Annotated in this window: 21 protein-coding genes; 15 read left to right on the top strand and 6 right to left on the bottom strand. The window is 71.3% G+C overall.

What is annotated here, in order from left to right:
- Positions 1-127 precede the first annotated feature (127 nt).
- Entirely contained in the window at positions 128-2092 is a 1965-nt protein-coding gene (locus RWH44_RS00545) for a GDSL-type esterase/lipase family protein (RefSeq protein WP_316003081.1), read from the top strand.
- A gap of 185 nt (positions 2093-2277) precedes the next feature.
- Here the strand turns inward: RWH44_RS00545 and RWH44_RS00540 are convergent, their stop codons facing one another.
- A complete protein-coding gene (locus RWH44_RS00540) occupies positions 2278-3603 on the bottom strand; it encodes an aggregation-promoting factor C-terminal-like domain-containing protein (RefSeq protein WP_316003080.1) in 1326 nt (441 codons plus the stop codon).
- A gap of 305 nt (positions 3604-3908) precedes the next feature.
- On the opposite strand from RWH44_RS00540, the gene RWH44_RS00535 reads away from it, so the two are divergent.
- The 5 genes from RWH44_RS00535 (at position 3909) to RWH44_RS00515 (ending at position 9518) form a co-directional block, all read left to right on the top strand.
- Entirely contained in the window at positions 3909-6206 is a 2298-nt protein-coding gene (locus tag RWH44_RS00535) for a polyribonucleotide nucleotidyltransferase (protein ID WP_298875118.1), read from the top strand.
- A 235-nt stretch (positions 6207-6441) separates the two neighbouring features.
- Positions 6442-7467 (top strand): aldo/keto reductase, encoded by a 1026-nt coding sequence (locus RWH44_RS00530; protein ID WP_298875120.1) that lies wholly within the window; start codon positions 6442-6444, stop codon positions 7465-7467.
- 78 nt (positions 7468-7545) lie between these two features.
- Positions 7546-8148 carry a histidine phosphatase family protein gene (locus RWH44_RS00525; protein WP_298875122.1) on the top strand — a complete coding sequence of 201 codons (603 nt, stop codon included), beginning with the start codon at positions 7546-7548 and terminating at the stop codon, positions 8146-8148.
- A 108-nt stretch (positions 8149-8256) separates the two neighbouring features.
- Positions 8257-9069, top strand: coding sequence for a 4-hydroxy-tetrahydrodipicolinate reductase (dapB, locus tag RWH44_RS00520; RefSeq protein ID WP_316003079.1), 813 nt, complete (start codon positions 8257-8259; stop codon positions 9067-9069).
- Positions 9066-9518, top strand: coding sequence for a hypothetical protein (locus RWH44_RS00515; protein WP_316003078.1), 453 nt, complete (start codon positions 9066-9068; stop codon positions 9516-9518). The genes dapB and RWH44_RS00515 overlap by 4 nt, the downstream gene beginning before the upstream one ends.
- 32 nt (positions 9519-9550) lie before the next feature.
- Here RWH44_RS00515 and RWH44_RS00510 read toward each other — a convergent pair whose 3' ends face one another.
- From RWH44_RS00510 to RWH44_RS00495, 4 genes are all read right to left on the bottom strand, one after another.
- The gene (locus RWH44_RS00510; RefSeq protein WP_316003077.1) at positions 9551-10465 is read right to left on the bottom strand and encodes a TIGR01777 family oxidoreductase; all 915 of its coding nucleotides are present in this window, start codon (positions 10463-10465) and stop codon (positions 9551-9553) included.
- The gene (locus tag RWH44_RS00505; RefSeq protein ID WP_298875133.1) at positions 10458-10883 is read right to left on the bottom strand and encodes an OsmC family peroxiredoxin; all 426 of its coding nucleotides are present in this window, start codon (positions 10881-10883) and stop codon (positions 10458-10460) included. The genes RWH44_RS00510 and RWH44_RS00505 overlap by 8 nt, the downstream gene beginning before the upstream one ends.
- A gap of 107 nt (positions 10884-10990) precedes the next feature.
- Positions 10991-11560, bottom strand: coding sequence for a DUF4395 domain-containing protein (locus tag RWH44_RS00500; protein ID WP_316003076.1), 570 nt, complete (start codon positions 11558-11560; stop codon positions 10991-10993).
- On the bottom strand, positions 11553-11990 hold the full coding sequence (locus RWH44_RS00495) for a TlpA family protein disulfide reductase (RefSeq protein WP_316003075.1): 438 nt from the start codon (positions 11988-11990) through the stop codon (positions 11553-11555). The genes RWH44_RS00500 and RWH44_RS00495 overlap by 8 nt, the downstream gene beginning before the upstream one ends.
- A gap of 201 nt (positions 11991-12191) precedes the next feature.
- Here RWH44_RS00495 and RWH44_RS00490 point away from each other — a divergent pair, with 201 nt between their 5' ends.
- The 3 genes from RWH44_RS00490 to RWH44_RS00480 are packed head-to-tail and all read left to right on the top strand — an operon-like array spanning position 12192 to position 14255.
- Positions 12192-13001, top strand: a complete 810-nt coding sequence (locus tag RWH44_RS00490; protein ID WP_437127252.1) for a thymidylate synthase — start codon at positions 12192-12194, stop codon at positions 12999-13001.
- Positions 12998-13495, top strand: coding sequence for a dihydrofolate reductase (locus tag RWH44_RS00485; RefSeq protein WP_316003074.1), 498 nt, complete (start codon positions 12998-13000; stop codon positions 13493-13495). The genes RWH44_RS00490 and RWH44_RS00485 overlap by 4 nt, the downstream gene beginning before the upstream one ends.
- A 1-nt stretch (position 13496) precedes the next feature.
- On the top strand, positions 13497-14255 hold the full coding sequence (locus RWH44_RS00480) for an SDR family NAD(P)-dependent oxidoreductase (protein WP_316003073.1): 759 nt from the start codon (positions 13497-13499) through the stop codon (positions 14253-14255).
- A 73-nt stretch (positions 14256-14328) separates the two neighbouring features.
- On the opposite strand, the gene RWH44_RS00475 is transcribed toward RWH44_RS00480, so the two are convergent.
- Positions 14329-14865, bottom strand: coding sequence for an NUDIX domain-containing protein (locus tag RWH44_RS00475; protein ID WP_316003072.1), 537 nt, complete (start codon positions 14863-14865; stop codon positions 14329-14331).
- 95 nt (positions 14866-14960) lie between these two features.
- Between RWH44_RS00475 and dapA the strand changes: the two genes are divergently transcribed.
- From dapA to RWH44_RS00445, 6 genes are all read left to right on the top strand, one after another.
- Complete coding sequence (gene dapA, locus RWH44_RS00470; RefSeq protein WP_058232286.1) at positions 14961-15938, top strand: 4-hydroxy-tetrahydrodipicolinate synthase; 978 nt, start codon at positions 14961-14963, stop codon at positions 15936-15938.
- Positions 15939-16044: 106 nt separating this feature from the next.
- On the top strand, positions 16045-17721 hold the full coding sequence (locus RWH44_RS00465; RefSeq protein ID WP_298875156.1) for a ribonuclease J: 1677 nt from the start codon (positions 16045-16047) through the stop codon (positions 17719-17721).
- A 213-nt stretch (positions 17722-17934) separates the two neighbouring features.
- Positions 17935-18426: a GNAT family N-acetyltransferase gene (locus RWH44_RS00460; protein WP_316003071.1), complete on the top strand. Its 492-nt coding sequence runs from the start codon at positions 17935-17937 to the stop codon at positions 18424-18426.
- A gap of 50 nt (positions 18427-18476) precedes the next feature.
- Positions 18477-21191 carry a DNA translocase FtsK gene (locus tag RWH44_RS00455; RefSeq protein WP_316003070.1) on the top strand — a complete coding sequence of 905 codons (2715 nt, stop codon included), beginning with the start codon at positions 18477-18479 and terminating at the stop codon, positions 21189-21191.
- Positions 21191-21778, top strand: coding sequence for a CDP-diacylglycerol--glycerol-3-phosphate 3-phosphatidyltransferase (gene pgsA, locus RWH44_RS00450; RefSeq protein ID WP_298875166.1), 588 nt, complete (start codon positions 21191-21193; stop codon positions 21776-21778). Before RWH44_RS00455 ends, pgsA begins: the two co-directional genes overlap by 1 nt.
- Entirely contained in the window at positions 21775-22302 is a 528-nt protein-coding gene (locus tag RWH44_RS00445; RefSeq protein ID WP_316003069.1) for a CinA family protein, read from the top strand. The genes pgsA and RWH44_RS00445 overlap by 4 nt, the downstream gene beginning before the upstream one ends.
- Positions 22303-22450 lie beyond the last annotated feature (148 nt).

The raw sequence follows: 22450 nt of genomic DNA, 5'->3' as shown, positions 1-22450 counted from the left end.
ACTCTCCGCCGCCGATCGAGACGCCCCGCCCACGCGGCGGTGACGCCCCGCGGAGCATCCGGTGAACATCGCGAACGTGGGCCCTCTCCGCGCCCCGCGAGAGCGCGCGAGGTCGCACCCTGGACTCGTGAGAGTCGCGCTGCTGGCCGAATCCTTCCTCCCGCACATGAACGGGGTCACCGGTTCCGTTCTCCATGTCCTCCGCCACTTGGCGGAGGCGGGGCACGAGACGCTCGTGATCGCCCCCAAGTCCGGAGACGTCACCGCCGACCTGCACGGCGCCCGCACCGAGCTCCTGCGCTCCGTGCCGCTGCCGTCGTACCCCGAGGTGCGGGTGGTGTTCGCCCGCGCGGCGCGCCTGGGCGCCCTGCTGCGCGACTTCGATCCCGACGTCGTGCACCTGGCATCCCCCTTCGTGCTCGGGTGGCAGGGACTCGCGGCGGCGGACGCCCTCAAGATCCCCTCCGTCGCCGTCTACCAGACCGACGTCGTCGCGTATTCGCAGAAGTACGGCCTGCCGCACGCCACGGCGCTCGTCGCCGCCCACGTCGCCCGCTTGCACCGTCGCGCGACGCTCACCCTCGCGCCCTCGTCGGCGTCGATGCGTCAGCTCGAGGAGCTCGGCGTGGATCGCATCCGTCGCTGGGGTCGGGGAGTGGATGCCGTGCGCTTCGCCCCCGAGCACCGCGACGACGCGTGGCGTGCCGAGGTGGCCCCGCGCGGCGAGCGCATCGTCGGTTACGTCGGGCGGCTCGCGCCCGAGAAGCAGGTCGACGACCTCCGCGTCCTCGCCGGGCTGCCCGAGACCCGAGTGGTGATCGTGGGCGACGGGCCCTCGCGCCCGTCGCTCGAGAAGGCCCTCCCGGACGCCCTCTTCACCGGGCACCTGTCCGGCGCGGCGCTGTCGTCGGTCATGGCCGGCTTCGACGTGTTCGTGCACCCGGGTGAGAGCGAGACGTTCGGGCAGACCATCCAGGAAGCCCTGGCCAGCGGCGTCCCGGTGGTCGCGACGGGGGTCGGCGGTCCGCTCGATCTCGTGCGCTCGAGCGTCGACGGCTGGCTGTACAAGCCCGGCGACCTCGACGACCTGCGCGCCCGCGTCGCGGATCTCGTCGGCGACGACGCGAAGCGTCGCGCGTTCGCCCGCGCCGCGCGCGACGCCGTGCAGGGGCGCACGTGGGCGGCCCTCACGGGCGACCTCGTCGGACACTACGCGGATGCCATCGCCCTGCGCCGCATCGACGACAACCTGTTGCTGCGGGGCGGGCCACGCCCGGCGGCTGTCGAAGCCACGCGTACGCGGGGCCGCTGGACCCGCTTCGTGGCGCTCGGCGACTCGCTGACCGAGGGCCTGTGCGATGCGTCGCGCATGCCCTCGGGCCAGTTCCGCGGGTGGGCGGACCGCCTCGCGGAGCTGCTCGCCCACACCAGCGACGACGGGCCCTTCCGCTACGCCAACCTCGCCGTGCGCAGTCGCCGGGTGCGGCACCTGATCGACGAGCAGATCCCCGCCGCCCTCGCCCTGCAGCCCGATCTCGTGTCGATCCTCATCGGCGCCAACGACCTGGTCGGGCCCGCCCCGATCCTGCCGGCGATCGTGGCGGAGGTGGAGTCGGCGGTGCGCGCGGTGCGGCGCACGGGCGCCGACGTGCTGTTGGTGACGACCTTCCTGCCGCGCCGGCCCGCGGCCCGCATCTTCGCCCGCCGTTTCGCGGCCTACAACGTGCATCTGCGACGCATCGCGGCGGAGCAGGGAGCGATCCTGCTCGACCTGGAGGCCGCCGCCGAGATCGGTGAGCTGCCGCTGTGGGCCGACGACCTGGTGCACCTGCGCTCCTCGGGGCACCGGCTCGTCGCCTACCGCGCGGCGGAGGCGCTCGGCGTGCCCGATGCGCGCGCCCTGCTGGGCCTCGACGAGGCGCTGCACGCCGACGACGACGCACCGCGCGGCGGCTGGCTGACCCGCGACGCGTTGCCGTGGGTGTGGCGCCGCCTGCGCGGGCGCACCGCGGGCGACGGCGTCCGCGCGAAGCACGAGGCGTACGTCGAACTGCCCACCCGCGGCGACCGGGAGCGCACCCGCACGTCGTGACGCCCGCCGGTGCCCCGGGGCTGCCCGCACGGGAGGCCCCTGAGCTGATCGCGGGCTCCGGCGGCGTCGCCCCTCGTGAAGGGAGGCCCCTGAGCTCGTGGCGGGACCCGGCGGCGTCGCCCCGCTCGAAGGGAGGACCCTGAGCTCGTCGAAGGGTCCGGGGGCGGCTCGCCCGGCTCAGCCGTTCAGTACCAGCCGGTCTGCTCCGAGTGCGCCCACGCACCGCACGGGGAGCCGTAGCGCGCGCTGATGTACGACAGACCCCACGAGATCTGCGTCGCCGCATTGGTGCGCCAGTCCAGACCGGCGGATGCCATCTTCTCGCCCGGAAGGGCCTGGGGGATCCCGTAGGCGCCGCTCCAGGGATTCAGGGCGTCGGCTCGCCACCCCGATTCGCGGTTCCACAGCGACACCAGGCAGGAGAACTGGTCGTCGCCCCACCCGTAGGAGCGGATCGCGCCCCGCGCGTGATCGCGGGCCTCGCCGGGGCTCATGATCGGGCCGGCGGGTGCCGTCGAGCCGCCGCCGGAGCCACCGCTGTTCGAACCGCCTCCGCCGGAGCCGCCGCCGCCCGATCCGCCGCCGCTGCCTCCCGACCCTCCCGATCCGGCGCCCGAGCCGCTGCCGTCGGCCGCACCCCCGCCGGCGTTCCCGGACCCACCGCCGGATCCTCCCGACCCGTTCCCGGAGCCGCCGTTCCCGGAGCCGGTGTTGCCGGGACCGGTGCCGCCGGAGCCGCTCGACCCCGCGCCGCCCCCGGTCGCGCCGCCGGCTTCGGCGGCGTCGCGCGCGGCCTTCTGCCGCTCGCGGGCCGCGCGCTCCTGGGCGGCGGTGGTCTCGCGCAGGGCCGCGAGTTGCGCATAGAGCTCGTCCAGTCGCGACTGCGCCGCCGCGACGTCGGCCGCCTCGGCATCCGCCTCGGTCCGGGCTGCGGCGGCGGTGGTCTGCGCCTCGGTCGCCAGTCGGGTCGCCTCGGTGCGCGCCACCTCGGCCTGCGTGCGCAGCGAGGTCGCGACATCCGCGGCCGAGCGGGCGTCGCCCGCGGTGCGCGCGCTGACCGCGGTGACGTGGTCGAGCAGACCGAGCCGCTGCAGCAGCGAATCGGGATCGGCCTCGGTGAGCAGCTGCGCCACCAGGGGGCCCGAACCGATCGTGCGATAGAGCCGTGCCGCGCTCGCTCCGGCTCGGCTGCTCGCCTGCGACAGGGCGGCGTCGGCGGCCGTGCTCTGCTGGGTCAGGGTCTGGGCGCGAGCGGCGGTCGCCTCCGCGAGCCGACGCGTGCGTTCGGCGGCGGCCGATGCATCCAGCGCGCGCCGGGAGGCGGAGGCGGCCTCGGCCTCGGCGGCATCCAGTTGGTCTTTCAGCGCCGCCACGGCCGACTCGTCGACGGCGGCGGAACGCGGGCTCGCCACGGCCGAGGTGACGGCGGCGGACGCCGGGAACGGCACGAGGGCGGCGCCCACGACCAGGCACGCCGCGAGCGTGTGACTGGTGAGACGCGTGAGACCCATGTGGTCACGCTAGAGCACGAAAGCGTGGCGCGACCACCCCGGGGGAGTCGTCGCTGGTAGGGTGGAGCCCGAATGCCGTGTTGGCATCCGCTCAAATACATATGAGCTCACGGAGCAGGCCGGCAGACGCTGGTCCCCTGTGGTGGACTCCCCGTCGGAACGCCGGGTGGTCGTCTACTGGTGGCCAGTCGCCGGGATTTCCGGGTCGATTCGTCGGCGCGCCCTTTCTGCCTGTTCCTGCTCCTTCGCATGTCAGCTCGTCGCCCACACGGGGCGGCGAGCCTAAACAAAGAAGGAGGGACCTCTTGGAAGGTCCAGAAATCACCGCCGCTGAAGCCGTTCTCGACAACGGCCGTTTCGGCACCCGTACCGTCCGCTTCGAGACCGGTCGCCTCGCTCAGCAGGCCCAGGGCGCTGTCGCCGCCTACCTCGACGAAGAGACCATGCTCCTGTCGGCCACCAGCGCCGGCAAGCACCCGCGTGAAGGCTTCGACTTCTTCCCGCTGACCGTCGACGTCGAGGAGCGCTCGTACGCCGCGGGCAAGATCCCCGGCTCGTTCTTCCGTCGCGAGGGTCGCCCCTCCACCGAGGCCATCCTCGTGTGCCGCCTCATCGACCGTCCGCTGCGCCCCTCGTTCGTCGAGGGTCTGCGCAACGAGGTCCAGATCGTCGTGACCGTGCTCTCGATCGCGCCCGGCGAGTTCTACGACGCCCTCGCGATCAACGCCGCGTCGATGTCGACCCAGATCTCGGGTCTGCCGTTCTCGGGTCCGATCGCGGGTGTCCGCCTCGCGCTCATCCCCGGTCAGGGCGAGCACGCCGACCAGTGGGTCGCGTTCCCCAAGGCCGAGCAGCTCGAGGATGCCGTCTTCGACCTGATCGTCGCGGGCCGCGTGCTCGACGACGGCGACGTCGCCATCATGATGGTGGAGGCCGAGGCCACCGAGGGCAGCTGGAACCTCATCAAGGGCGGCGCGACCAAGCCCAACGAGCAGGTCGTCGCCGAGGGCCTCGAGGCCGCCAAGCCCTTCCTGCGTCAGCTCGTCGACGCGCAGAACGAGGTCGCCCGCAGCGCCTCGAAGGAGATCCAGTCGTTCCCCGTCTTCCCGGCCTACAGCCAGGAGACCTACGACTTCGTCGCCGGCCGCGCGTACGACCGCCTCGTGCCGGTGTACCAGATCGCCGACAAGCAGGAGCGCCAGAACGCCGATGACGAGGTCAAGTCCTCGGTCAAGGAGCAGCTGCTCGCCGCCGTCGAGTCGGGCGAACTGCCCGCCGTCGCGACGCTGGAGTTCAGCGCCGCCTACAAGTCGGTCACCAAGACGATCGTGCGCGGTCGCATCCTCGCCGAGGGCGTGCGCATGGACGGCCGCGGCCTGGCCGACATCCGTCCGCTCGACGCCGAGGTGCAGGTCATCCCGCGCGTGCACGGTTCGGCGATCTTCCAGCGCGGCGAGACCCAGATCCTGGGCGTCACCACGCTGAACATGCTCAAGATGGAGCAGCAGATCGACTCGCTGTCGCCCATCACGAGCAAGCGCTACCTGCACCACTACAACTTCCCGCCCTACTCGACCGGTGAGACCGGCCGTGTCGGCAGCCCGAAGCGTCGCGAGATCGGTCACGGCTTCCTGGCCGAGCGCGCGCTCGTTCCGGTGCTCCCCAGCCGCGAGGAGTTCCCCTACGCGATCCGTCAGGTCTCCGAGGCCCTCGGCTCCAACGGCTCCACCTCGATGGGCTCCGTCTGCGCCTCGACCCTGTCGCTGCTGAACGCGGGTGTGCCCCTTCGCGCCCCCGTCGCCGGTATCGCCATGGGCCTGGTCACGGACGAGGTCGACGGCCAGACGCGCTACGCCGCACTGACCGACATCCTCGGCGCCGAAGACGCCCTCGGCGACATGGACTTCAAGGTCGCGGGCACGTCGGAGTTCATCACGGCGATCCAGCTCGACACGAAGCTCGACGGCATCCCGTCGTCGGTGCTGGCCGCAGCCCTCACCCAGGCCAAGGAGGCTCGTCTGACGATCCTCAACGTCCTGAACGCCGCGATCGACGCTCCCGACGAGATGGCGCCCACCGCGCCTCGCGTCATCAGCGTGCAGATCCCGGTCGACAAGATCGGTGAGCTCATCGGACCCAAGGGCAAGACGATCAACTCCATCCAGGACGAGACCGGCGCCCAGATCTCGATCGAGGACGACGGCACCGTCTACATCGGTGCGACCGACGGCCCCTCGGCCGAGGCCGCCCGCGCCCAGGTGAACGCGATCGCCAACCCGACCAACCCCGAGGTCGGCGAGCAGTTCCTCGGCACGGTCGTCAAGATCGCGACCTTCGGTGCGTTCGTCTCGCTGCTTCCCGGCAAGGACGGCCTGCTGCACGTCAGCGAGGTCCGCAAGCTCGCCGGTGGCAAGCGCGTCGAGAACGTCGAAGACGTGCTCTCGGTCGGTCGCAAGATCCTCGTGCGCATCACGAAGATCGACGACCGCGGCAAGCTGTCGCTCGAGCCCGTGCTCGACGAGGAGGCGACCACGCCCGAGCCCGCGGACACGCAGAGCTCGGCCGCCGCGAGCGAGGGCCCCGAGGCTCCCGCCGAAGGCTGATCCTTTCCTCCTCGGATGCCCGTCCCGCCTCGTGCGGGGCGGGCATCCGTCGTGTGACAGGAGTGGCCTGCGAGGCTGATGGGGCTGCGCCCCGCTCAAGCGTTACGCAATGTTTATCGCCGTGCCGGGTGAAACTGCGGCCCCGTCCGGGGGAACGCATACCCTCGAAGTACGTCGGGGGGCGAGGGTGTGCGGCACATCCGCACCGATTCCCGGCGCGAGAGGGGAGCCCACCATGAGCGGCTCGGGCGTCGACGAGACGGCCTCGCCGCGCCTGCGTCGGGATCGCGCCCCGCATCCGTCCGCCCCCATCACGCTCCAGGGACCGGGCCTCGGCTCGCACGTGCGCGTTCCGCTCGGCGAGACGGGTTTCGACGTCTTCCCGCTCTTCCTCGGCGGCGGCGAGTTCGGGTGGAACGTCGATGCCGCCGCGAGCCACGAGATCCTCGACGCGTACGCCGAACTCGGCGGCAACGCCGTGCACACCGCCGACAGCTACGCAGCCGGCCGCAGCGAATACATCATCGGGGCGTGGATGCGTTCCCGACGCGTGCGCGACGACACGGTCCTGACCGTGCGCATCGGCGGGCACCCCGACAATCCCGGCCTCGACTCGGTGAACCTCGTCCGCGCGGTCGAGGCGTCGCTCACGCGCCTGGGCACCGACCGCATCGACGTGCTCTCGCTCGACGCGGCACGCGGCGACACGGCGATGCTGGAGGACACCCTCGCGACGAGCGAGTGGCTCGTCGATTCCGGCAAAGTGCGCGCGATCGGCGCCCATGGCTACACCGCCGCCCAGCTCGTGGAGGCGCGCATCCTGTCCTCGGCCGGGTACCCCCGGATCACCGTGCTCGACGTGCCCTACAACGTGCTGCGGCGCTCGGAGTTCGACGGCGACGTGCGTCTGATCGCGTCGGCCCAGAACATGGCGGTGACCCCGTCGCATCCTCTCGCCCACGGATTCCTCGCGGGCGAGACGCGCACGCGCGGCCAGTCGACGCAGTCGGTGCGCGGCTTCCAGGTCGCGGCCCACCTGAACCGGCGCGGTTCGCGCGTCCTGCGCGCCCTCGACGCCGTCGGCAACGAACTCGGCATCCCGGATGCCGCGGTGGCGGTCGCGTGGCTGCTCGCGCAGAAGATCATCACGGCGCCCATCGTCAACGCCTTCGCCCCGCGTCACGTGATGGAGTGCATGCGGGCCGTGGGCGTGCGGCTCAGCCGCTCGCAGCTGTCGGACATCGCCCGCGCGGCCGAGTGAGGGCCGCCCCCTGCGGAGCGTGACGTAGGCTGGGAGGACCGGCCGGGGGACGGCAGATCGACAACGGGGTGAGCTGACGTGACGCACTACATCTACCTGGTGCGCCATGGCGAGCACCAGGATGCCGAGCATGGACTCACCGACGGCCCGCTGTCGCCGCGGGGTCAGCGCCAGGCCGCGTTGCTCGCCGACCGTCTGTCGGGTCTTCCCCTCGACGCGGTGTGGCATTCGCCCCTCGAACGGGCCGCGCAGACGGCGCGCGCCGTCGCCGACCGCCTTCCGTCGGTGGCGCCGGAGTCGTCGGCGCTGCTGTTCGACTGCGTCCCGACCGGGATGACGCCCGAGACGCCTGCCGCCTATGAGCCCTTCTTCGGCTCGGTGACCGAGGCCGAGATCGACGCGGGACGCGCGCAGATGGCCGACGCGACCGCCGAGTTCCTCGCCCGCAAGGCGGGGGAGGTGCACGAGCTGGTCATCACCCACAACTTCGTCATCTCGTGGTTCGTGCGCGAGGTGCTGCAGGCTCCCGACTGGCGCTGGATGACGATCAACCAGGCGTACTGCGGACTCACGGTCATCGCGCAGAAGAAGGGTCGCCCCTGGACGCTGTTGTCGCACAACGACCTCGCGCACCTGCCGGTCGAGCTGCGCACCGGACTGGTCGACCCGCTGCCCGTGTGATGCCGCTACCCGCGTGATGCCGCTGCCCGTCTGATCCGGATGCCGCCCGCGCGGCGCGTCTGTGGACGGCGCCGGACCGGCGGGGCCGCCGACGCCTAGGCTGGTGGCATGACCACACGCGTTGCCATCGTGGGCGGAACCGGCAAGCTCGGCGGAGTGATCCGCGAGGTCGTCGAGGCCGAAGACGGATACGAGGTCGCCGCCGTGCTCGGCTCGCAGTCCGACCTCGCCGAGCTCGACGGGGCCGACCTCGTGGTCGACGCCTCGACGCCGGCGGTGTCCATCGACGTCGTCCGCGCCGCGATCGATCGGGGCGTCAACGTGCTCGTCGGCACGTCGGGGTGGTCCAACGAGCGCATCGCCCTCGTGCGTCCGCTCGCCGAGGCGGCCGGCACGGGCGTCGTGTTCATCCCCAACTTCTCGCTCGGGTCGGTGATCGGCAGCGCGCTGGCGGCCGCTGCGGCCCCGTTCTTCCCGTCGATCGAGATCGTCGAGGCCCACCGCGACACGAAGGTCGACTCGCCCAGCGGCACCGCGGTGCGCACGGCCGAGCTCATCGCCGCGGCCCGCGCCGAAGTCGGGCCCGTCGAGTCGCCGCACGTCGATCAGCGCGCTCGCGGACAGCGCGTGGCATCCGTCCCCATCCACTCGCTGCGTCGTCCGGGCGTCGTCGCCCGCCAGGAGACCGTGCTCTCGGGCGCGGGGGAATCGCTGACCATCGTGCACGACACGATCGACCCGACCACGGCGTACGCGCCCGGGATCCGCATCGCCCTCGCGGCGGCGCGCGCGGCACGGGGCGTCACCATCGGTCTCGACAGCTTCATCGACATCGGCGTGCGCACGCGGCCGGTCGAGACCGGCGCGCCCGTCTCCGACGGAGACGTCTCGGGTCAGGTCGCGAGCGCGACGAGCGCATGAGGGTCCGCATCGCCGTCGCCGTCATGACGGTGCTGCTGCTGCTCTACGTCGTTCTCGCCGGGCAGCGGGCGCTCGTCCTGCTCTCCAGCGGAGAGGCCGTCGGCGTCGTGATGGGCGTCGCGCTGCTCGTCCTTCCCCTCCTGGCCCTCTGGGCGATCGGCCGCGAGCTGTGGTTCGGGGTTCGGGCGCAGCAGATCGGCGAGAGACTCGACGCCGAGGGCGGTCTGCCCGACGAAGACCTCCCCGTGCGGCCGAGCGGTCGCATCGAACGCGCCGACGGCGCCGCGCTGTTCCCGCGCTATCGGGCCGAGGTCGAGGCGGACCCCGCCGATTGGCGGGCCCGTTACCGTCTCGCGCTGGCCTACGACGCCGCGGGCGACCGGCGACGCGCGCGTGACGCGGTGCGCACCGCGATACGTCTCGAGGCGGCGGAGCGACGCGGGCGCTGACTCCGCGCCGTCGTCGCCCCGCCGCCTCGTCGTCAGCCGGCTGCGGGCACGGCCGACACGACCGCGTCTTCGACCGTGCGGTGGGTGAAGGAGAAGCCGGTCTCGTTCAGGACCGTCGGCTTCACATCGGCGTCGGAGGTGAGCAGTGCCTCGGTGGCATCCGTTCCGAGGGCGAGCTTGACGCCCCAGATCGGCGCGCGCAGAACAAAGGGACGGTTCATGCGCCGCGCCAGGGCGAAGCCGAGGTCGTTCGCCGTCGCGCGGGTCGGACCGGTCAGGTTGACGGGACCGTCGATGTGGGAGTCGATCACGTGACGGATCGCACGCACCTCGTCGTCGAGCGAGATCCACGGCCACACCTGGGTCCCGCGTCCGATGGGCCCCGAGATGCCGAGCTTGGTGAGGAGCAGGAGCGGTTTGAGCACGCCCTGTTCGTGCACGACGGGAGCGGTGCGCAGGAGGGCGACGCGGGCTTTGTCGCCGGCATCGCGGGCGGCCGCTTCCCAGTCCACGCAGATGTCGACGAGCAGGCCTCTTCCGCGCGGTGAGGACTCGGTGAGCTCGACGCCCGGCTGAGAGCCGTAGAAGCCGGTCGCGCTCGCGTTGACGAGCGCCGGAGCGTCGTCGCCGAGAGCGCGGACGGCGGCGGCCAGCGTACGCGTCGGCGTCACCCGCGACCACAGCAGCGTCGACTTGTACGACGGGGTCCACGGGAAGTGGCCGATCGAGGCGCCGTTGAGGCACACCACCGCGTCGGCCCCGGCGATGACGTCGGGGTCGAGAGGAGCGGCATCCTGCAGCCACTGCCGCTCGTGCGGTGCCGAGGGGGCGTGACGGACGAGCGAGACGACCTCGACGCCGTCGTTGCGCAGGGAGTCCGCGAGCGCCGAGCCGATGAGGCCCGACGCGCCGGCGATGACGACGCGTCGGGCCGGGGTCTCAGGCAAGCGTCGCCTCGAGGGTGATGTCGATACCGGCGAGCGCCTGCGACACGGGGCAGTTCGCCTTGGCGTCGGCGGCGATCTTCTGGAAGGTGGCGTCGTCGAGATCGGGGACGACGGCGTTGACGTTGAGGTGGCTGCCGGTGATGCCGGTGCCGGGCTTGAAGGTGATCGACGCGGTCGTGTCGACCGACGTGGGCGGGGTGCCGTTGTCGGCGAGGGCGTTCGACAGCGCCATGCTGAAGCACGCCGAGTGGGCGCCCGCGAGCAGCTCCTCGGGCGTGGTGACCGAGCTCGAGCCCTCGCTGCGAGCCTTCCAGTTGACGTCGAACGTGCCGATGCCCGACGAGGTGAACGTCACCTCGCCCGATCCCTCGAACAGGCTGCCCTTCCAGGCGGTGTTGGCTTCGCTCGTGACGGCCATGGGGAACCTCCGTTGATCCGGCGCGGTCGGTGGTGACCGCGACGCGGCCAGCCTAACGAGGCGTTCCGACGACGCGCGGGACTTGACAGCCCCGTCTCACGAACCGCTCAGGCGGTGGCGGGCCCGCGGCGGCCGAGCAGCCCCGCGCGCTGGAGGACGAGGTACAGCTGGCACCCGAGGCACAGCCCGAAGACGGCGTTCAGGAACGCGGCGACGAAGGCCATCGCTGCCGCGATCGGCAGGGCCCAGGGCACACCGGCGAGGTGCAGGAGCAGCCCCACGGCGGAGACGAACAGCCCCACGCCCTGCGCGAAGCGCGGCGGGCGCGGATCCTCGAAGTCGGTCGGCGGAGCCAGCCGAGGCTGCACGACCCGGCGGTAGAGCACGCTCCACGGCGCGGTGCGAGGAGCGACGACGCCCCAGACGAACAGCAGCGCGACGACGAGGAGCAGCAGGAAGCCCGGATCGGCCGCGCGCTCCGCGAGCGAGGCCTGGGCGAGCGCCGAGGTCGTCCCGACGAACGTCCGACCCGATGCCGGCTGGGTGGCGGAGAACGCCACCTCGGTGCGCGTCGAGAGGCCGATCAGGCTCAGCAGCGTCGCGACGAGCAGCAGAGCGGCGGTGATGGATGCCGCGAACCGGGGGCCGCGGGCGTCGATGCGCGAGACGTCAGGCACGGGCGGCCTCCTTCTGAAGGGTGTCCAGTTCGAGTTCGATGACTGCACGTCCGGGCGTTCCACCGAAGCGCGTGCGCACGACGCCACGGCGATCGAGAACGAGGGTGGTGGGCGTCTGCAGCACGCGGAAGTGCTGAGCGATGTCGGGGCGGTGCGTGAGGTCGACGTCGAGATGACGCACGCCGTCACGGTTGTCGGCGACCTCGCCGAGCATGCGGTGCACACCCGGGCAGCGCGTGCACATCTCGGTGCTGAACTGCAGCAGAGTCGCTTCCTCGCCCAGAGCGTCGGCGCCCAGACGGCGCGGATCGACGACCTCGGCCGAATCGACGGTGCGCGCGCGGCCGTCGCGGCGGCGCAGGAGGAGGCCCGCGGCCGTCGCCACCACGACGAGAGCCGCGATCGAGAGGAGGGCGATGGTCAGGTTCACGACGGTCAACGGTAGTGCGCCGTGAGGGGCCGCGGGCCGATGAGTCCTCGCATGACGCTCCCGCTCAGCGTTCTCACGGGCGGGGCTCAGCGGCATCCGGTCGGCCCGGGAGGAGCGGGGACCTCCTCCCCGGGGGCGACCTCTACGGGGAGAGTGTGGACGAGCGGCGGAGCGGGGGTCCACGCGGGTATCGTGAAGCGCGTGATCGCCGACACCCCGACGCCCTACGAAGACCTGCTCCGCGACGTCCTCGAGCGGGGCGTGCACAAGTCCGATCGCACCGGTACGGGCACCACGAGCGTGTTCGGCCGGCAGATCCGGTTCGACCTCGCCGAGGGCTTCCCCCTGGTGACGACCAAGCGCGTTCACCTCAAGTCGATCGTGTACGAACTGCTGTGGTTCCTGCGCGGCGAGTCCAACGTCTCGTGGCTGCAGCAGAACGGCGTCTCGATCTGGGACGAGTGGGCCGACGCCGACGGCGAGCTGGGCCCGGTCTACGGGGTGCAGTGGCGCTCCTGGCCGACGGCGGACGGCGGCACCATCGACCAGATCGCCCAGGTCGTCGAGCAGATCCGTCGCGATCCCGACTCGCGGCGGCTGATCGTGTCGGCGTGGAACCCGGCCGACATCCCCGACATGGCCCTCGCCCCGTGCCACGCGCTCTTCCAGTTCTACGTGGCCGACGGCAAGCTGTCGTGCCAGCTCTACCAGCGCAGCGCCGACATGTTCCTCGGCGTCCCCTTCAATATCGCGTCCTACGCTCTGCTGACGATGATGATCGCGCAGCAGACGGGCCTCGAGCCAGGCGAGTTCGTCTGGACCGGCGGCGACTGCCACATCTACGACAACCACCGCGAGCAGGTGGTCGAGCAGCTCACGCGAGAGGCGTACCCCGCTCCCGTGCTGCGGTTCGCTCGCACCCCCGACTCGATCTTCGACTACACCTACGACGACATCGTCGTCGAGGGCTATCAGCACCACCCCGCCATCCGCGCGGCCGTCGCCGTATGACCTCGGTCGGTCTGGTCTGGGCCGAGGCCCGCGAGGGCGTCATCGGGGCGGACGGCGGGATGCCGTGGCACGTGCCCGAAGACATGGCGCACTTCCGCGAGATCACGGGGTCGCACGACGTGATCATGGGCCGGCGCACCTGGGAGTCGCTGCCCCCGCGGTTCCGTCCGCTCCCGGGGCGGCGGAACATCGTGGTGACGCGATCCGACGCGTGGGCCGCCGAGGGGGCGGAGCGCGCCGGGTCGCTCGACGAGGCTCTCGAGCTGGCCGGCGATGGTGAGGTCTGGGTCATCGGGGGCGGCATGCTCTACGCCGAGGCGGTGGACCGCGCCGACGTCCTCGAGGTGACGCGTCTCGACCTCGCCGTCGACGGCGACACCCGAGCGCCCTCCACCCGGGGGTGGCGGCAGGTCGCCGCCGACCCCGTCGAGGGGTGGCGCACGTCGCGCAGCGGCATCCGGTACCGCTTCGAGACGTACCGGCGAGGAGACTGACATGGCGCGGACCGCGGTGATCACGGGCGCGAGCTCGGGCCTCGGAGCCGAGTTCGTCCGACAGCTCGCCGCGCGCGGAGCCGACGTCGTTCTCGTCGCCCGCGACGCGGCGGCGCTCGAGGCCATCGCCGCCGAGGTGCGCGAACGTCACGGCGTCACGGCCGAGGTGGTCGTCGCCGACCTCCTCGAGCCCGACGCCCTCGCCCGCGTCGAGGAGCGCCTCGGCGCCGGCGACATCGACGTGCTCGTCAACAACGCGGGGTTCGGGCTCGACCTCGCCTTCGAGAAGAACGACGTCGATGCCGAGGTGCGCCACCTGCGACTGCACGTGGAGGCCGCGATGCGGCTCACGCACGCGGCCCTGACCCCCATGCTGTCGCGGGGGAGCGGCCGCATCGTCAACGTCGCCTCCGTCGCCGGGTTCGTCCCGCGGGGGACCTACGGCGCCGCGAAGGGGTGGCTCATCTCGTTCAGCCGGTGGGCGAACGTCGTGTACGGGCCGCGCGGGGTGACCGTGACGGCCGTGTGCCCGGGCTTCGTGCACACCGACTTCCATGCGCGACTCGGCCTCCCGCCCGGGCAGGAGGGCGTTCCCGACCGCCTGTGGCTCGACGCGGCCACCGTCGTGCGCGAGGGTCTGCGCGACGCCGCGCGGGGTCGCTCGGTGTCGGTGCCGTCGTGGCGGTACAAGCTGCTGGTCGCCGGCTCGCGCCTGCTGCCCGACGCGGTCGTCGTGCGCGCGGCGTCGCGCGGGCGCTGACCCGACCAGGCCGGAGGCGACGGCGCGACCGCCGCGGGTAGGACGCCGCGCGGGGGCTCCACGTGCATCCGCCTCAGCGGAACCGCCCGAGCCGGATCCCAGCGAAGGCGAGGGCGGCGATCGTCTCTCCGTCGGTGATCCCGCCCGCAGCGATCGACGCGAGAGCGTCGGCGAACGGGAGCCATCGCACGGCGTCGATCCCCTCCTCGTGCTGCGAGTGCGTGGCATCCGTCATCGACAGGCCGCGGGCGAGGAAGACGTGCTCGGGGGCGTCGGCGATGCCGTTGAGGGCGTTCATCGTTCCGAGGTCGTGCCACTCGGATGCCGTCACCCCGGCCTCCTCGAGGAGCTCGCGCTGCGCCGCGACGAGAGGATCCTCCCCGTCGGACCCGCCCGCGGGGATCTCGATCGAACGCCCGGTCGTGTACCGCTCGAGCTCCACGAAGCAGACGCGCTCGTCGTCGTCGAGAGCGACGACGAAGACCGCGGGGTTCTGCATGCGCACGACTCCGTAGATGCCGTCGCCGTGCGGCCCGGTCACCTCGTCCTCCCGAACGTGGATCCAGGGATTCTCGTACACGGTGCGCGTCGCGCGGGTCGTCCAGGCCATGCGCTCACCCTAGGACGCCCCCGCCGTCACGCATTGTTCACACCGACCGCGGTGGACGCCGGGGGAGGGGGCCCTCGAACCGATAACCTGGGAGCATGACGCACTCCGGCAATCCCTTCGGTCAGGTGCTCGTCGCGCTCATCACTCCGATGACCGCCGACGGCGAAGTCGATTGGCCCGCCACCGAGAAGCACATCGACGACGTCATCACCGCGGGAGCCGACGGCATCGTCGTCACGGGCACCACGGGCGAGACCTCGACCCTGACCGACCCCGAGAAGCTCCGGCTCGTCGAAGTCGGCAAAAGCGTCTCCGCCGGTCGCGCCAAGATCATCACGGGCGGTGGCTCGAACGAGACCGCGCACGCGATCGAGCTCTACAAGGCGAGCGAGAAGGCCGGCGCCGACGGCATCATGATCGTCACGCCCTACTACAACAAGCCCACGCAGGCCGGCATCCTGACCCATTTCCGTCTCGTCGCCGACGCCACCGACCTGCCGGTGATCCTCTACGACATCCCCGGTCGCACCGGCGTGCCCATCAAGTACGAGACCATCCTGCGCCTCGCGAAGCACCCCAACATCCTCGCCATCAAAGACGCCAAGGGCGACTTCAGCGAGGTCAGCCGCGTGCTCAACCAGACCGACCTCATGTACTTCTCCGGTGACGACGCCAACGTCCTGCCCCACCTGTCGATCGGCGCCTCGGGACTCATCGGCGTGACGGCGAACATCGCCGCCGCGCCCTACCGCACCATCGTGGATGCCGTGAACGCGGGCGATCTGGCGTCGGCCACCGCCGCGCACAAGGGCCTCGAGCCGCTCGTGCGGGCGGTCATGACGCACGTCCCCGGCACCGTCGCGGCGAAGTACATCCTGCACGGCCTCGGCCGCATCGGCAGCCCCCGCGTCCGCCTGCCCCTCGTCGGGCCGGAGGAGTGGGAAGCCGCCGTCATCGAAGACGAACTGGCCCTCGTGAAGAACGTGGCCGGCGCCGACTTCTCCAACTTCCGCCCCGACCGCAACGCGGCCGCCGGCGGCGCGCTGCCGAAGGTGCACGGCACGACGAGATAAGCATCGGCGTCCGCCGAACCGCGGCCTGGGCGCCACGAGAAGGATGCCGCGAAACGGCATCCGACACGAAGATGGATGCCGCGAGGCGGCATCCGAGGAGGCTCACATGCCCACTACCCCGTTCGACCCGCCCGCGCTCGCCGCGGGCACCCTCCGCGTCATCCCGCTCGGCGGCCTCGGCGAGGTCGGTCGCAACATGACCGTCTTCGAGTACGACGGCAAGCTGCTCGTCGTCGACTGCGGCGTCCTCTTCCCCGAGGAGCACCAGCCCGGCGTCGACCTGATCCTGCCCGACTTCGAGCCGATCAGACACCGGCTCGACGACATCGTCGGCGTCGTGCTGACGCACGGCCACGAGGACCACATCGGCGCCGTCCCGTATCTGCTCAAGCTCAAGGGCGACATCCCCCTCATCGGTTCGGGTCTCACGCTCGCCCTCATCGAGGCGAAGCTCAAGGAGCACCGCATCCGGCCCTACACGCTCACGGTGAAGGAGGGCCAGCGCGAGCAGGTCGGCCCCTTCGACCTCGAGTTCGTCGCGGTCAACCACTCGATCCCTGATGCCCTCGCCGTCGCCATCCGCACGCCCGCGGGTCTGGTTCTCGCCACCGGCGACTTCAAGATGGACCAGCTGCCGCTCGACGGCCGCATCACCGACCTCCGCGCCTTCGCGCGGCTCGGTGAAGAGGGCGTCGACCTGTTCCTGGTGGACTCCACCAACGCGGACGTGCCCGGGTTCACGCCCACCGAGCGGGGCATCGGGCCGGTGCTCGACCAGGTGATCGCCAAGGCGCCGCGTCGCGTCGTGGTCGCGAGCTTCTCCAGCCACGTGCACCGCGTGCAGCAGGTGCTCGACGCCGCGCACGCCAACGGTCGCCGCGTGGCCCTGCTCGGGCGCAGCATGGTGCGCAACATGGGCATCGCCGCCGACCTCGGCTACCTGAACGTGCCCGACGGTGTGCTCATCGACTACAAGAAGGCGCGCGATCTGCCCGACGACAAGATCGTCTACATGTCGACCGGCTCGCAGGGCGAGCCGATGGCCGTGCTCAGCCGCATGGCCAACCTCGACCACGCGATCGAGCCGGGCGAGGGCGACACGATCATCCTGGCATCCAGCCAGATCCCCGGGAACGAGAACGCCATCTACCGCGTGATCGACGGGCTCACCAAGCTCGGTGCGACCGTGGTGCACAAGGGCAACGCGAAGGTGCACGTCTCGGGCCACGCCGCGGCGGGCGAGTTGCTGTACTGCTACAACATCCTGAAGCCGAAGAACGTACTGCCCGTGCACGGCGAGTACCGCCACCTCATGGCGAACGCCAAGCTCGCCCGCGAGACCGGCATCCCGGAGAAGAACACCATCCTCGGCGAGAACGGCACGGTCGTCGATCTGCGCGACGGCGTCGCCGAGGTCGTCGGCCAGGTCGACATCGGCTTCGTGTACGTCGACGGCTCGTCGGTGGGCGAGATCACGGATGCCGACCTCAAGGATCGTCGCATCCTCGGCGAGGAGGGCTTCATCTCGGTCATCGTCGTCGTCGATTCGGCGACGGGCAGGATCGTGTCCGGACCCGAGATCCACGCGCGCGGCGTCGCGGAGGACGACAAGGTCTTCGACAGTGTTAAGCCGAAGATCGCCGCGGCACTCGCCGAGGCGGCGAAGTCGGGGGTGCGCGACAACCACGCCCTGTCGCAGGTCGTGCGTCGCACGATCGGACGCTGGGTCAACCAGTCGCTGCGTCGTCGGCCCATGATCGTGCCGATGGTCATCGAGGCCTGAGCATCGGGGAGCGCCGCGGGGATCGCCCGGCGGCGCTCCGCCGTTCCCAGGGTGCCCTCGGCGGCGGCGGGTCCTTCGGGGTGCGGGTGCGGGCTCCTGGGCGGGGTGCCGTCCGCGGTGGTGCCGTCCACCGGGGCGTGGATGCCGGTCGCGGGGCGCCGGGGCGGTCGTCACGATCGCACGGCGAGGTCGCTCGCTCGCTATCATGCGGGCATGCCCGGTCTCCCGATCCGTGCGGCTGTCCGTTCCGACGGCGCCTTCCTCGCCGACATGACCGTCGAGGCCGCCAACTGGCGCGCCGGCGGAGCCCGCCCCCGCCACGAGGTGCTGAGCAGTCCCGACCATCGCCGTTACATCGCCGGGTGGCAGCGCCCGGGGGATGCGGGTTTCGTGGCCGAATCGCCGACGGGTGAGGCGGTCGGCGCCGCCTGGTACCGCATGCTGCCGCGCGACGAGCCCGGGTTCGGGTGGATCGGGACGGGCGTGCCGGAGCTCATCATCGGCGTACGGCCCGTCTGGCGCTCGCACGGAACGGGGCGTGCCCTGCTGCAACGGCTCGTCGACCACGCGCGCGGCGAGGGGTACGCCCGCATCAGCCTCAGCGTGGAGCGCGACAACTTCGCCGTGTCGCTGTACCGATCCGAGGGTTTCGCCGTCGTGCGTCGGGGCATCGGCCGCGACGTCATGGTCAAGCGCCTGCGCTGAACCCCGCGTCGGTACCTGCGAATGTCGGAGGTCGCGCCTACCGTGGAGGCATGGCCCGCACCTCGTCCCCGTCCGGCGGTCGCGCCCCCGCGAAGGGGTCGTCGCGATCGAAAGCATCGGCGCCCGCGCCGAAGCGCTACGTCGACGAGCCCGAGAAGCCTCCCGTCCCCGCGCGCGCGTGGATGGCGGTGGCCCACGGCGTCGGTGGCATGTTCCGGGCATTCGGCCCCGAGAACCTCGAACGCGATCAGCGTCGCGACGGCTTCCCGTTCTTCCTGGTCGTGCTGGCCGTCCTCGGCGCGGTCGTGGAGTGGTTCTTCATCGGCACCGAAGCGGCCGCGCTGATCAGCGCCTACAGCTTCGGCGCCCTCTTCGGCCGCGTCGCCTTCGTGCTCCCCGTCCTGCTCCTCCTGCTGGCGGGCTGGCTCTTCCGGCATCCCGCCTCGGTGCACGACAACGGACGCGTCGGCATCGGATTCGGGTTGTTCATCGTGACGCTCGCCGGGTTCTGCCACGTCGCCGGCGGGCGCCCGGTCCCCAGCGAGGGCGGTCTGCCCGCCATCAGCCCGGCCGGCGGTATCGCCGGCTGGATCGTGGGGGAACCCCTGGCCATCGCGCTCACCGACGTGGGGGCGTACATCGCGTTGTCGCTCCTGGCCGTGCTCAGCGTGCTGATCCTCACCAAAACGCCCCCCAACCGCATCGGACGCCGACTCGGCGATCTCTACGCCTGGATGTTCGGGGTCGAGCGGGCGGAGCAGTCCGATGCGACCACGAAGGTCCTCCCCGTCGACGACGCCGGCGACGAGCCCGCGGAGAAGTCGTTGCCCTGGTGGCGACGCAACAAGTCGGGCCGCGAAGAAGACACCGACGGCTCCCTCGGCTCCGACGACCTCACGACGCTGCTCTCGCCCGGCACGACGCAGGGCGGTTTCGAGTCGGCGGTGGTCGAACCCGAGCCCGTCGCCCCTCGTACCAAGGCGCCGACCCCGCCACCGCTCCCGCCCGCACCCGACGCCCTCACCGAGGTGTTCGATGCGAGCGCGCTCGCCGGTGCCGTCTCGGGCCGAGGCCTGCACGACGACTCGCCGATCGATCTGGGCGGCGACGACGACCTGCCGGGCATCTCGGGGCTCGGCGGCGACAGCGCGGGCGCCCCGCCCGCCGCGAACTATCGCCTCCCCGCCGTCACGGCACTCGCGACCGGGACGCCCCCCAAGGCCCGCTCCGCGGCGAACGACGCGGTGGTCGCCGCCATCGAGAGCGTGATGGAGCAGTTCAAGGTCGACGCGCGCGTGACCGGGTTCTCGCGCGGCCCGACCGTGACGCAGTACGAGATCGAGGTCGGGCCCGGTGTAAAGGTCGAGCGCATCACCGCCCTGACCAACAACATCGCCTACGCCGTCGCCTCCAACGAGGTGCGCATCCTCGCCCCGATCCCCGGGAAGAGCGCGATCGGTGTCGAGATCCCGAACGCCGACCGCGAGATCGTGACCCTCGGCGACATCCTCCGATCGGATGCCGCGACCTCGTCGACGCATCCCATGACCATCGGAGTGGGCAAAGACGTCGGTGGCGGCTTCGTCGTCGCCAACCTGGCGAAGATGCCCCACCTGCTCGTCGCCGGTTCGACGGGGTCCGGTAAGTCGAGCTTCGTCAACTCGATGATCACCAGCCTGCTGATGCGTGCCAAGCCGTCCGATGTGCGCATGGTGCTCATCGACCCCAAGCGCGTCGAGCTCACGTCCTACGCGGGCGTGCCTCACCTCATCACCCCGATCATCACGAACCCCAAGAAGGCCGCCGAGGCGCTGCAGTGGGTAGTGAAAGAGATGGACATGCGCTACGACGACCTCGCGTCGTTCGGGTTCCGTCACATCGACGACTTCAACAGGGCCGTCGTCGCGGGGGAGATTCAGCTGCCGGCCGGCAGTGAACGGGTGCTCAAGCCCTACCCCTACCTGCTGGTGGTCGTCGACGAGCTCGCCGACCTCATGATGGTCGCTCCCCGCGACGTGGAGGACTCGATCGTCCGCATCACCCAGCTCGCCCGCGCGAGCGGCATCCACCTCGTCCTGGCGACGCAGCGCCCGTCGGTCGACGTCGTGACGGGTCTGATCAAGGCGAACGTCCCGTCGCGACTCGCCTTCGCCGTGACGAGCGTCACGGACTCCCGCGTCATCCTCGACCAGCCGGGGGCCGACCGGCTCATCGGCCAGGGCGACGGCCTCTTCCTGCCCATGGGGGCATCGAAGGCGGTGCGCGTCCAGGGCGCGTGGGTGAGCGAGCAGGAGATCGAGAAGGTCGTCGCGCACGTCACCCAGCAGGCTCGTCCCGAGTACCGCGCCGATGTGCAGGCGGCCGCGGAGAAGAAGGAGATCGACGCCGACATCGGCGACGATCTCGAGCTCCTCCTGGCCGCGGCAGAGCTCGTGGTGTCGACGCAGTTCGGATCGACCTCCATGTTGCAGCGCAAGCTCCGCGTCGGATTCGCGAAGGCGGGTCGCCTCATGGACCTGCTGGAGTCGCGCGAGATCGTCGGCCCCTCCGAGGGGTCCAAGGCCCGCGACGTCCTGGTCACGAACGAGCAGCTGCCCGCCGTCCTCGCGCGCCTGCGCGGTGACGAGGCGCCCGAGGCGCCGGCGGCCCCGGCCGACGATGATCGGTACGGCGAGGATCCGATCGAGGCGCAGTACGAAGGGCTCCCCGTCGTCGAAGACGACGAGGGCTCCGAAGACGCCTGGCAGCTGACGGGACGCGACTGATGGCCGTGCACCCGCAGCTCCCCAACGCGATCACGATCGTGCGCATCCTGTGCGCGCCGGTGTTCCTGTGGTTGCTGCTGGCCGACGAGGGTCAGGGCGGTGCGCTCCGCTGGACCGCCGCCGTCCTGTTCATCGTCGCCATCGCCACGGACGGCGTCGACGGGTACATCGCCCGGCGGTACGAGATCGTCAGCGACCTCGGCAAGCTCCTCGATCCGATCGCCGACAAAGCCCTCACGGGCGTGGCGTTCGTCGGGCTGTCGATCCTCGGTGAACTGCCCTGGTGGGTGACGATCGTCGTGCTGGTCCGCGAGATCGGCATCACGATCTACCGGTTCATCGTCGTGAGCAACCACGTGCTCGCCGCGGCGTGGATGGGCAAGCTCAAGACCGTCTTCCAGGCCGTCGCCCTCTCGATCGCCCTCATCCCGTTCGCCGGTCTGTCGGATGCGGGCGCCTGGCAGAGCACCGTCTGGTGGGTCTCGGTCATCACCATGACGATCGCCGTCATCCTGACGATCGCTTCCGGCATCGACTACGTCGTGACCGAAGTCCGTGCCGCGCGCCGGAGTCGGGGCCGTCGATGATCGACGGCGTGCCCGACGACCTCGACGAGACGCTCGTCCGCGATCCTCGCGAGAGTGCAGCGGTGCTGCTGGACAGGCTCGCCGAACTGGGGTGGACCATCGCCGTCGCGGAGTCGCTCACCGGGGGTCTCGTCGTCGCTTCGCTGGTCGACGTTCCGGGTGCGTCGCGCGTGGTGCGCGGGGGAGTGGTCGCCTACGCGACCGATCTCAAGCACAGCGTGCTCGGGGTCGATCAGACTCTGCTCGACGCGCACGGTGCCGTCCATCCCCGCGTCGCCCGCCAGATGGCGCGTGGAGTGCGGGATGCCCTGGGAGCGGACGGCGTTCCGGCCGACGTCGGTGTCGCGACGACCGGAGTCGCCGGTCCCGACGAGCAAGACGGGCAGCCCGTCGGCACGGTGCACATCGCGGTGTCCACGCCGCTGGGCACCCGGGTCGACTCGCTCGTGATCGCGGGAGATCGCGATCGCATCCGCCGGGAGACCACTCATCTGGCCATCCGGCGCGTCCTCGCCGCTCTGTGATTCCTCGGCCGTGGAGCATCGACGCCGAGTGCGGGAACAAATGATCGCACACTCCGGTTTCGTCCAGCGATTCCCATCCGGTGCACAGCGCGCGGCATTAGGGTGACCACAGATGGTGTTCTACAGTTGCTCATCCGGGCAGCGACGG

The sequence above is a fragment of the Microbacterium phycohabitans genome, assembly GCF_032464935.1.
GTDB lineage: Bacteria > Actinomycetota > Actinomycetes > Actinomycetales > Microbacteriaceae > Microbacterium > Microbacterium phycohabitans.
Note: the sequence above shows the minus strand (reverse complement) of the source record. Positions and strands in the feature narration are given on the sequence as shown.

Excerpts from the sequence above, each read along its gene's own strand:
- RWH44_RS00540 (WP_316003080.1), bottom strand. The coding sequence starts at position 3,603 with ATGGGTCTCACGCGTCTCACCAGTCACACGCTCGCGGCGTGCCTGGTC.
- RWH44_RS00530 (WP_298875120.1), top strand. The coding sequence starts at position 6,442 with ATGAGCGGCTCGGGCGTCGACGAGACGGCCTCGCCGCGCCTGCGTCGG.
- RWH44_RS00460 (WP_316003071.1), top strand. The coding sequence starts at position 17,935 with ATGCCCGGTCTCCCGATCCGTGCGGCTGTCCGTTCCGACGGCGCCTTC.
- RWH44_RS00445 (WP_316003069.1), top strand. The coding sequence starts at position 21,775 with ATGATCGACGGCGTGCCCGACGACCTCGACGAGACGCTCGTCCGCGAT.
- RWH44_RS00455 (WP_316003070.1), top strand. The coding sequence starts at position 18,477 with ATGGCCCGCACCTCGTCCCCGTCCGGCGGTCGCGCCCCCGCGAAGGGG.
- pgsA (WP_298875166.1), top strand. The coding sequence starts at position 21,191 with ATGGCCGTGCACCCGCAGCTCCCCAACGCGATCACGATCGTGCGCATC.
- RWH44_RS00480 (WP_316003073.1), top strand. The coding sequence starts at position 13,497 with ATGGCGCGGACCGCGGTGATCACGGGCGCGAGCTCGGGCCTCGGAGCC.
- RWH44_RS00485 (WP_316003074.1), top strand. The coding sequence starts at position 12,998 with ATGACCTCGGTCGGTCTGGTCTGGGCCGAGGCCCGCGAGGGCGTCATC.
- dapB (WP_316003079.1), top strand. The coding sequence starts at position 8,257 with ATGACCACACGCGTTGCCATCGTGGGCGGAACCGGCAAGCTCGGCGGA.
- RWH44_RS00505 (WP_298875133.1), bottom strand. The coding sequence starts at position 10,883 with ATGGCCGTCACGAGCGAAGCCAACACCGCCTGGAAGGGCAGCCTGTTC.
- RWH44_RS00515 (WP_316003078.1), top strand. The coding sequence starts at position 9,066 with ATGAGGGTCCGCATCGCCGTCGCCGTCATGACGGTGCTGCTGCTGCTC.
- RWH44_RS00465 (WP_298875156.1), top strand. The coding sequence starts at position 16,045 with ATGCCCACTACCCCGTTCGACCCGCCCGCGCTCGCCGCGGGCACCCTC.
- dapA (WP_058232286.1), top strand. The coding sequence starts at position 14,961 with ATGACGCACTCCGGCAATCCCTTCGGTCAGGTGCTCGTCGCGCTCATC.
- RWH44_RS00475 (WP_316003072.1), bottom strand. The coding sequence starts at position 14,865 with ATGGCCTGGACGACCCGCGCGACGCGCACCGTGTACGAGAATCCCTGG.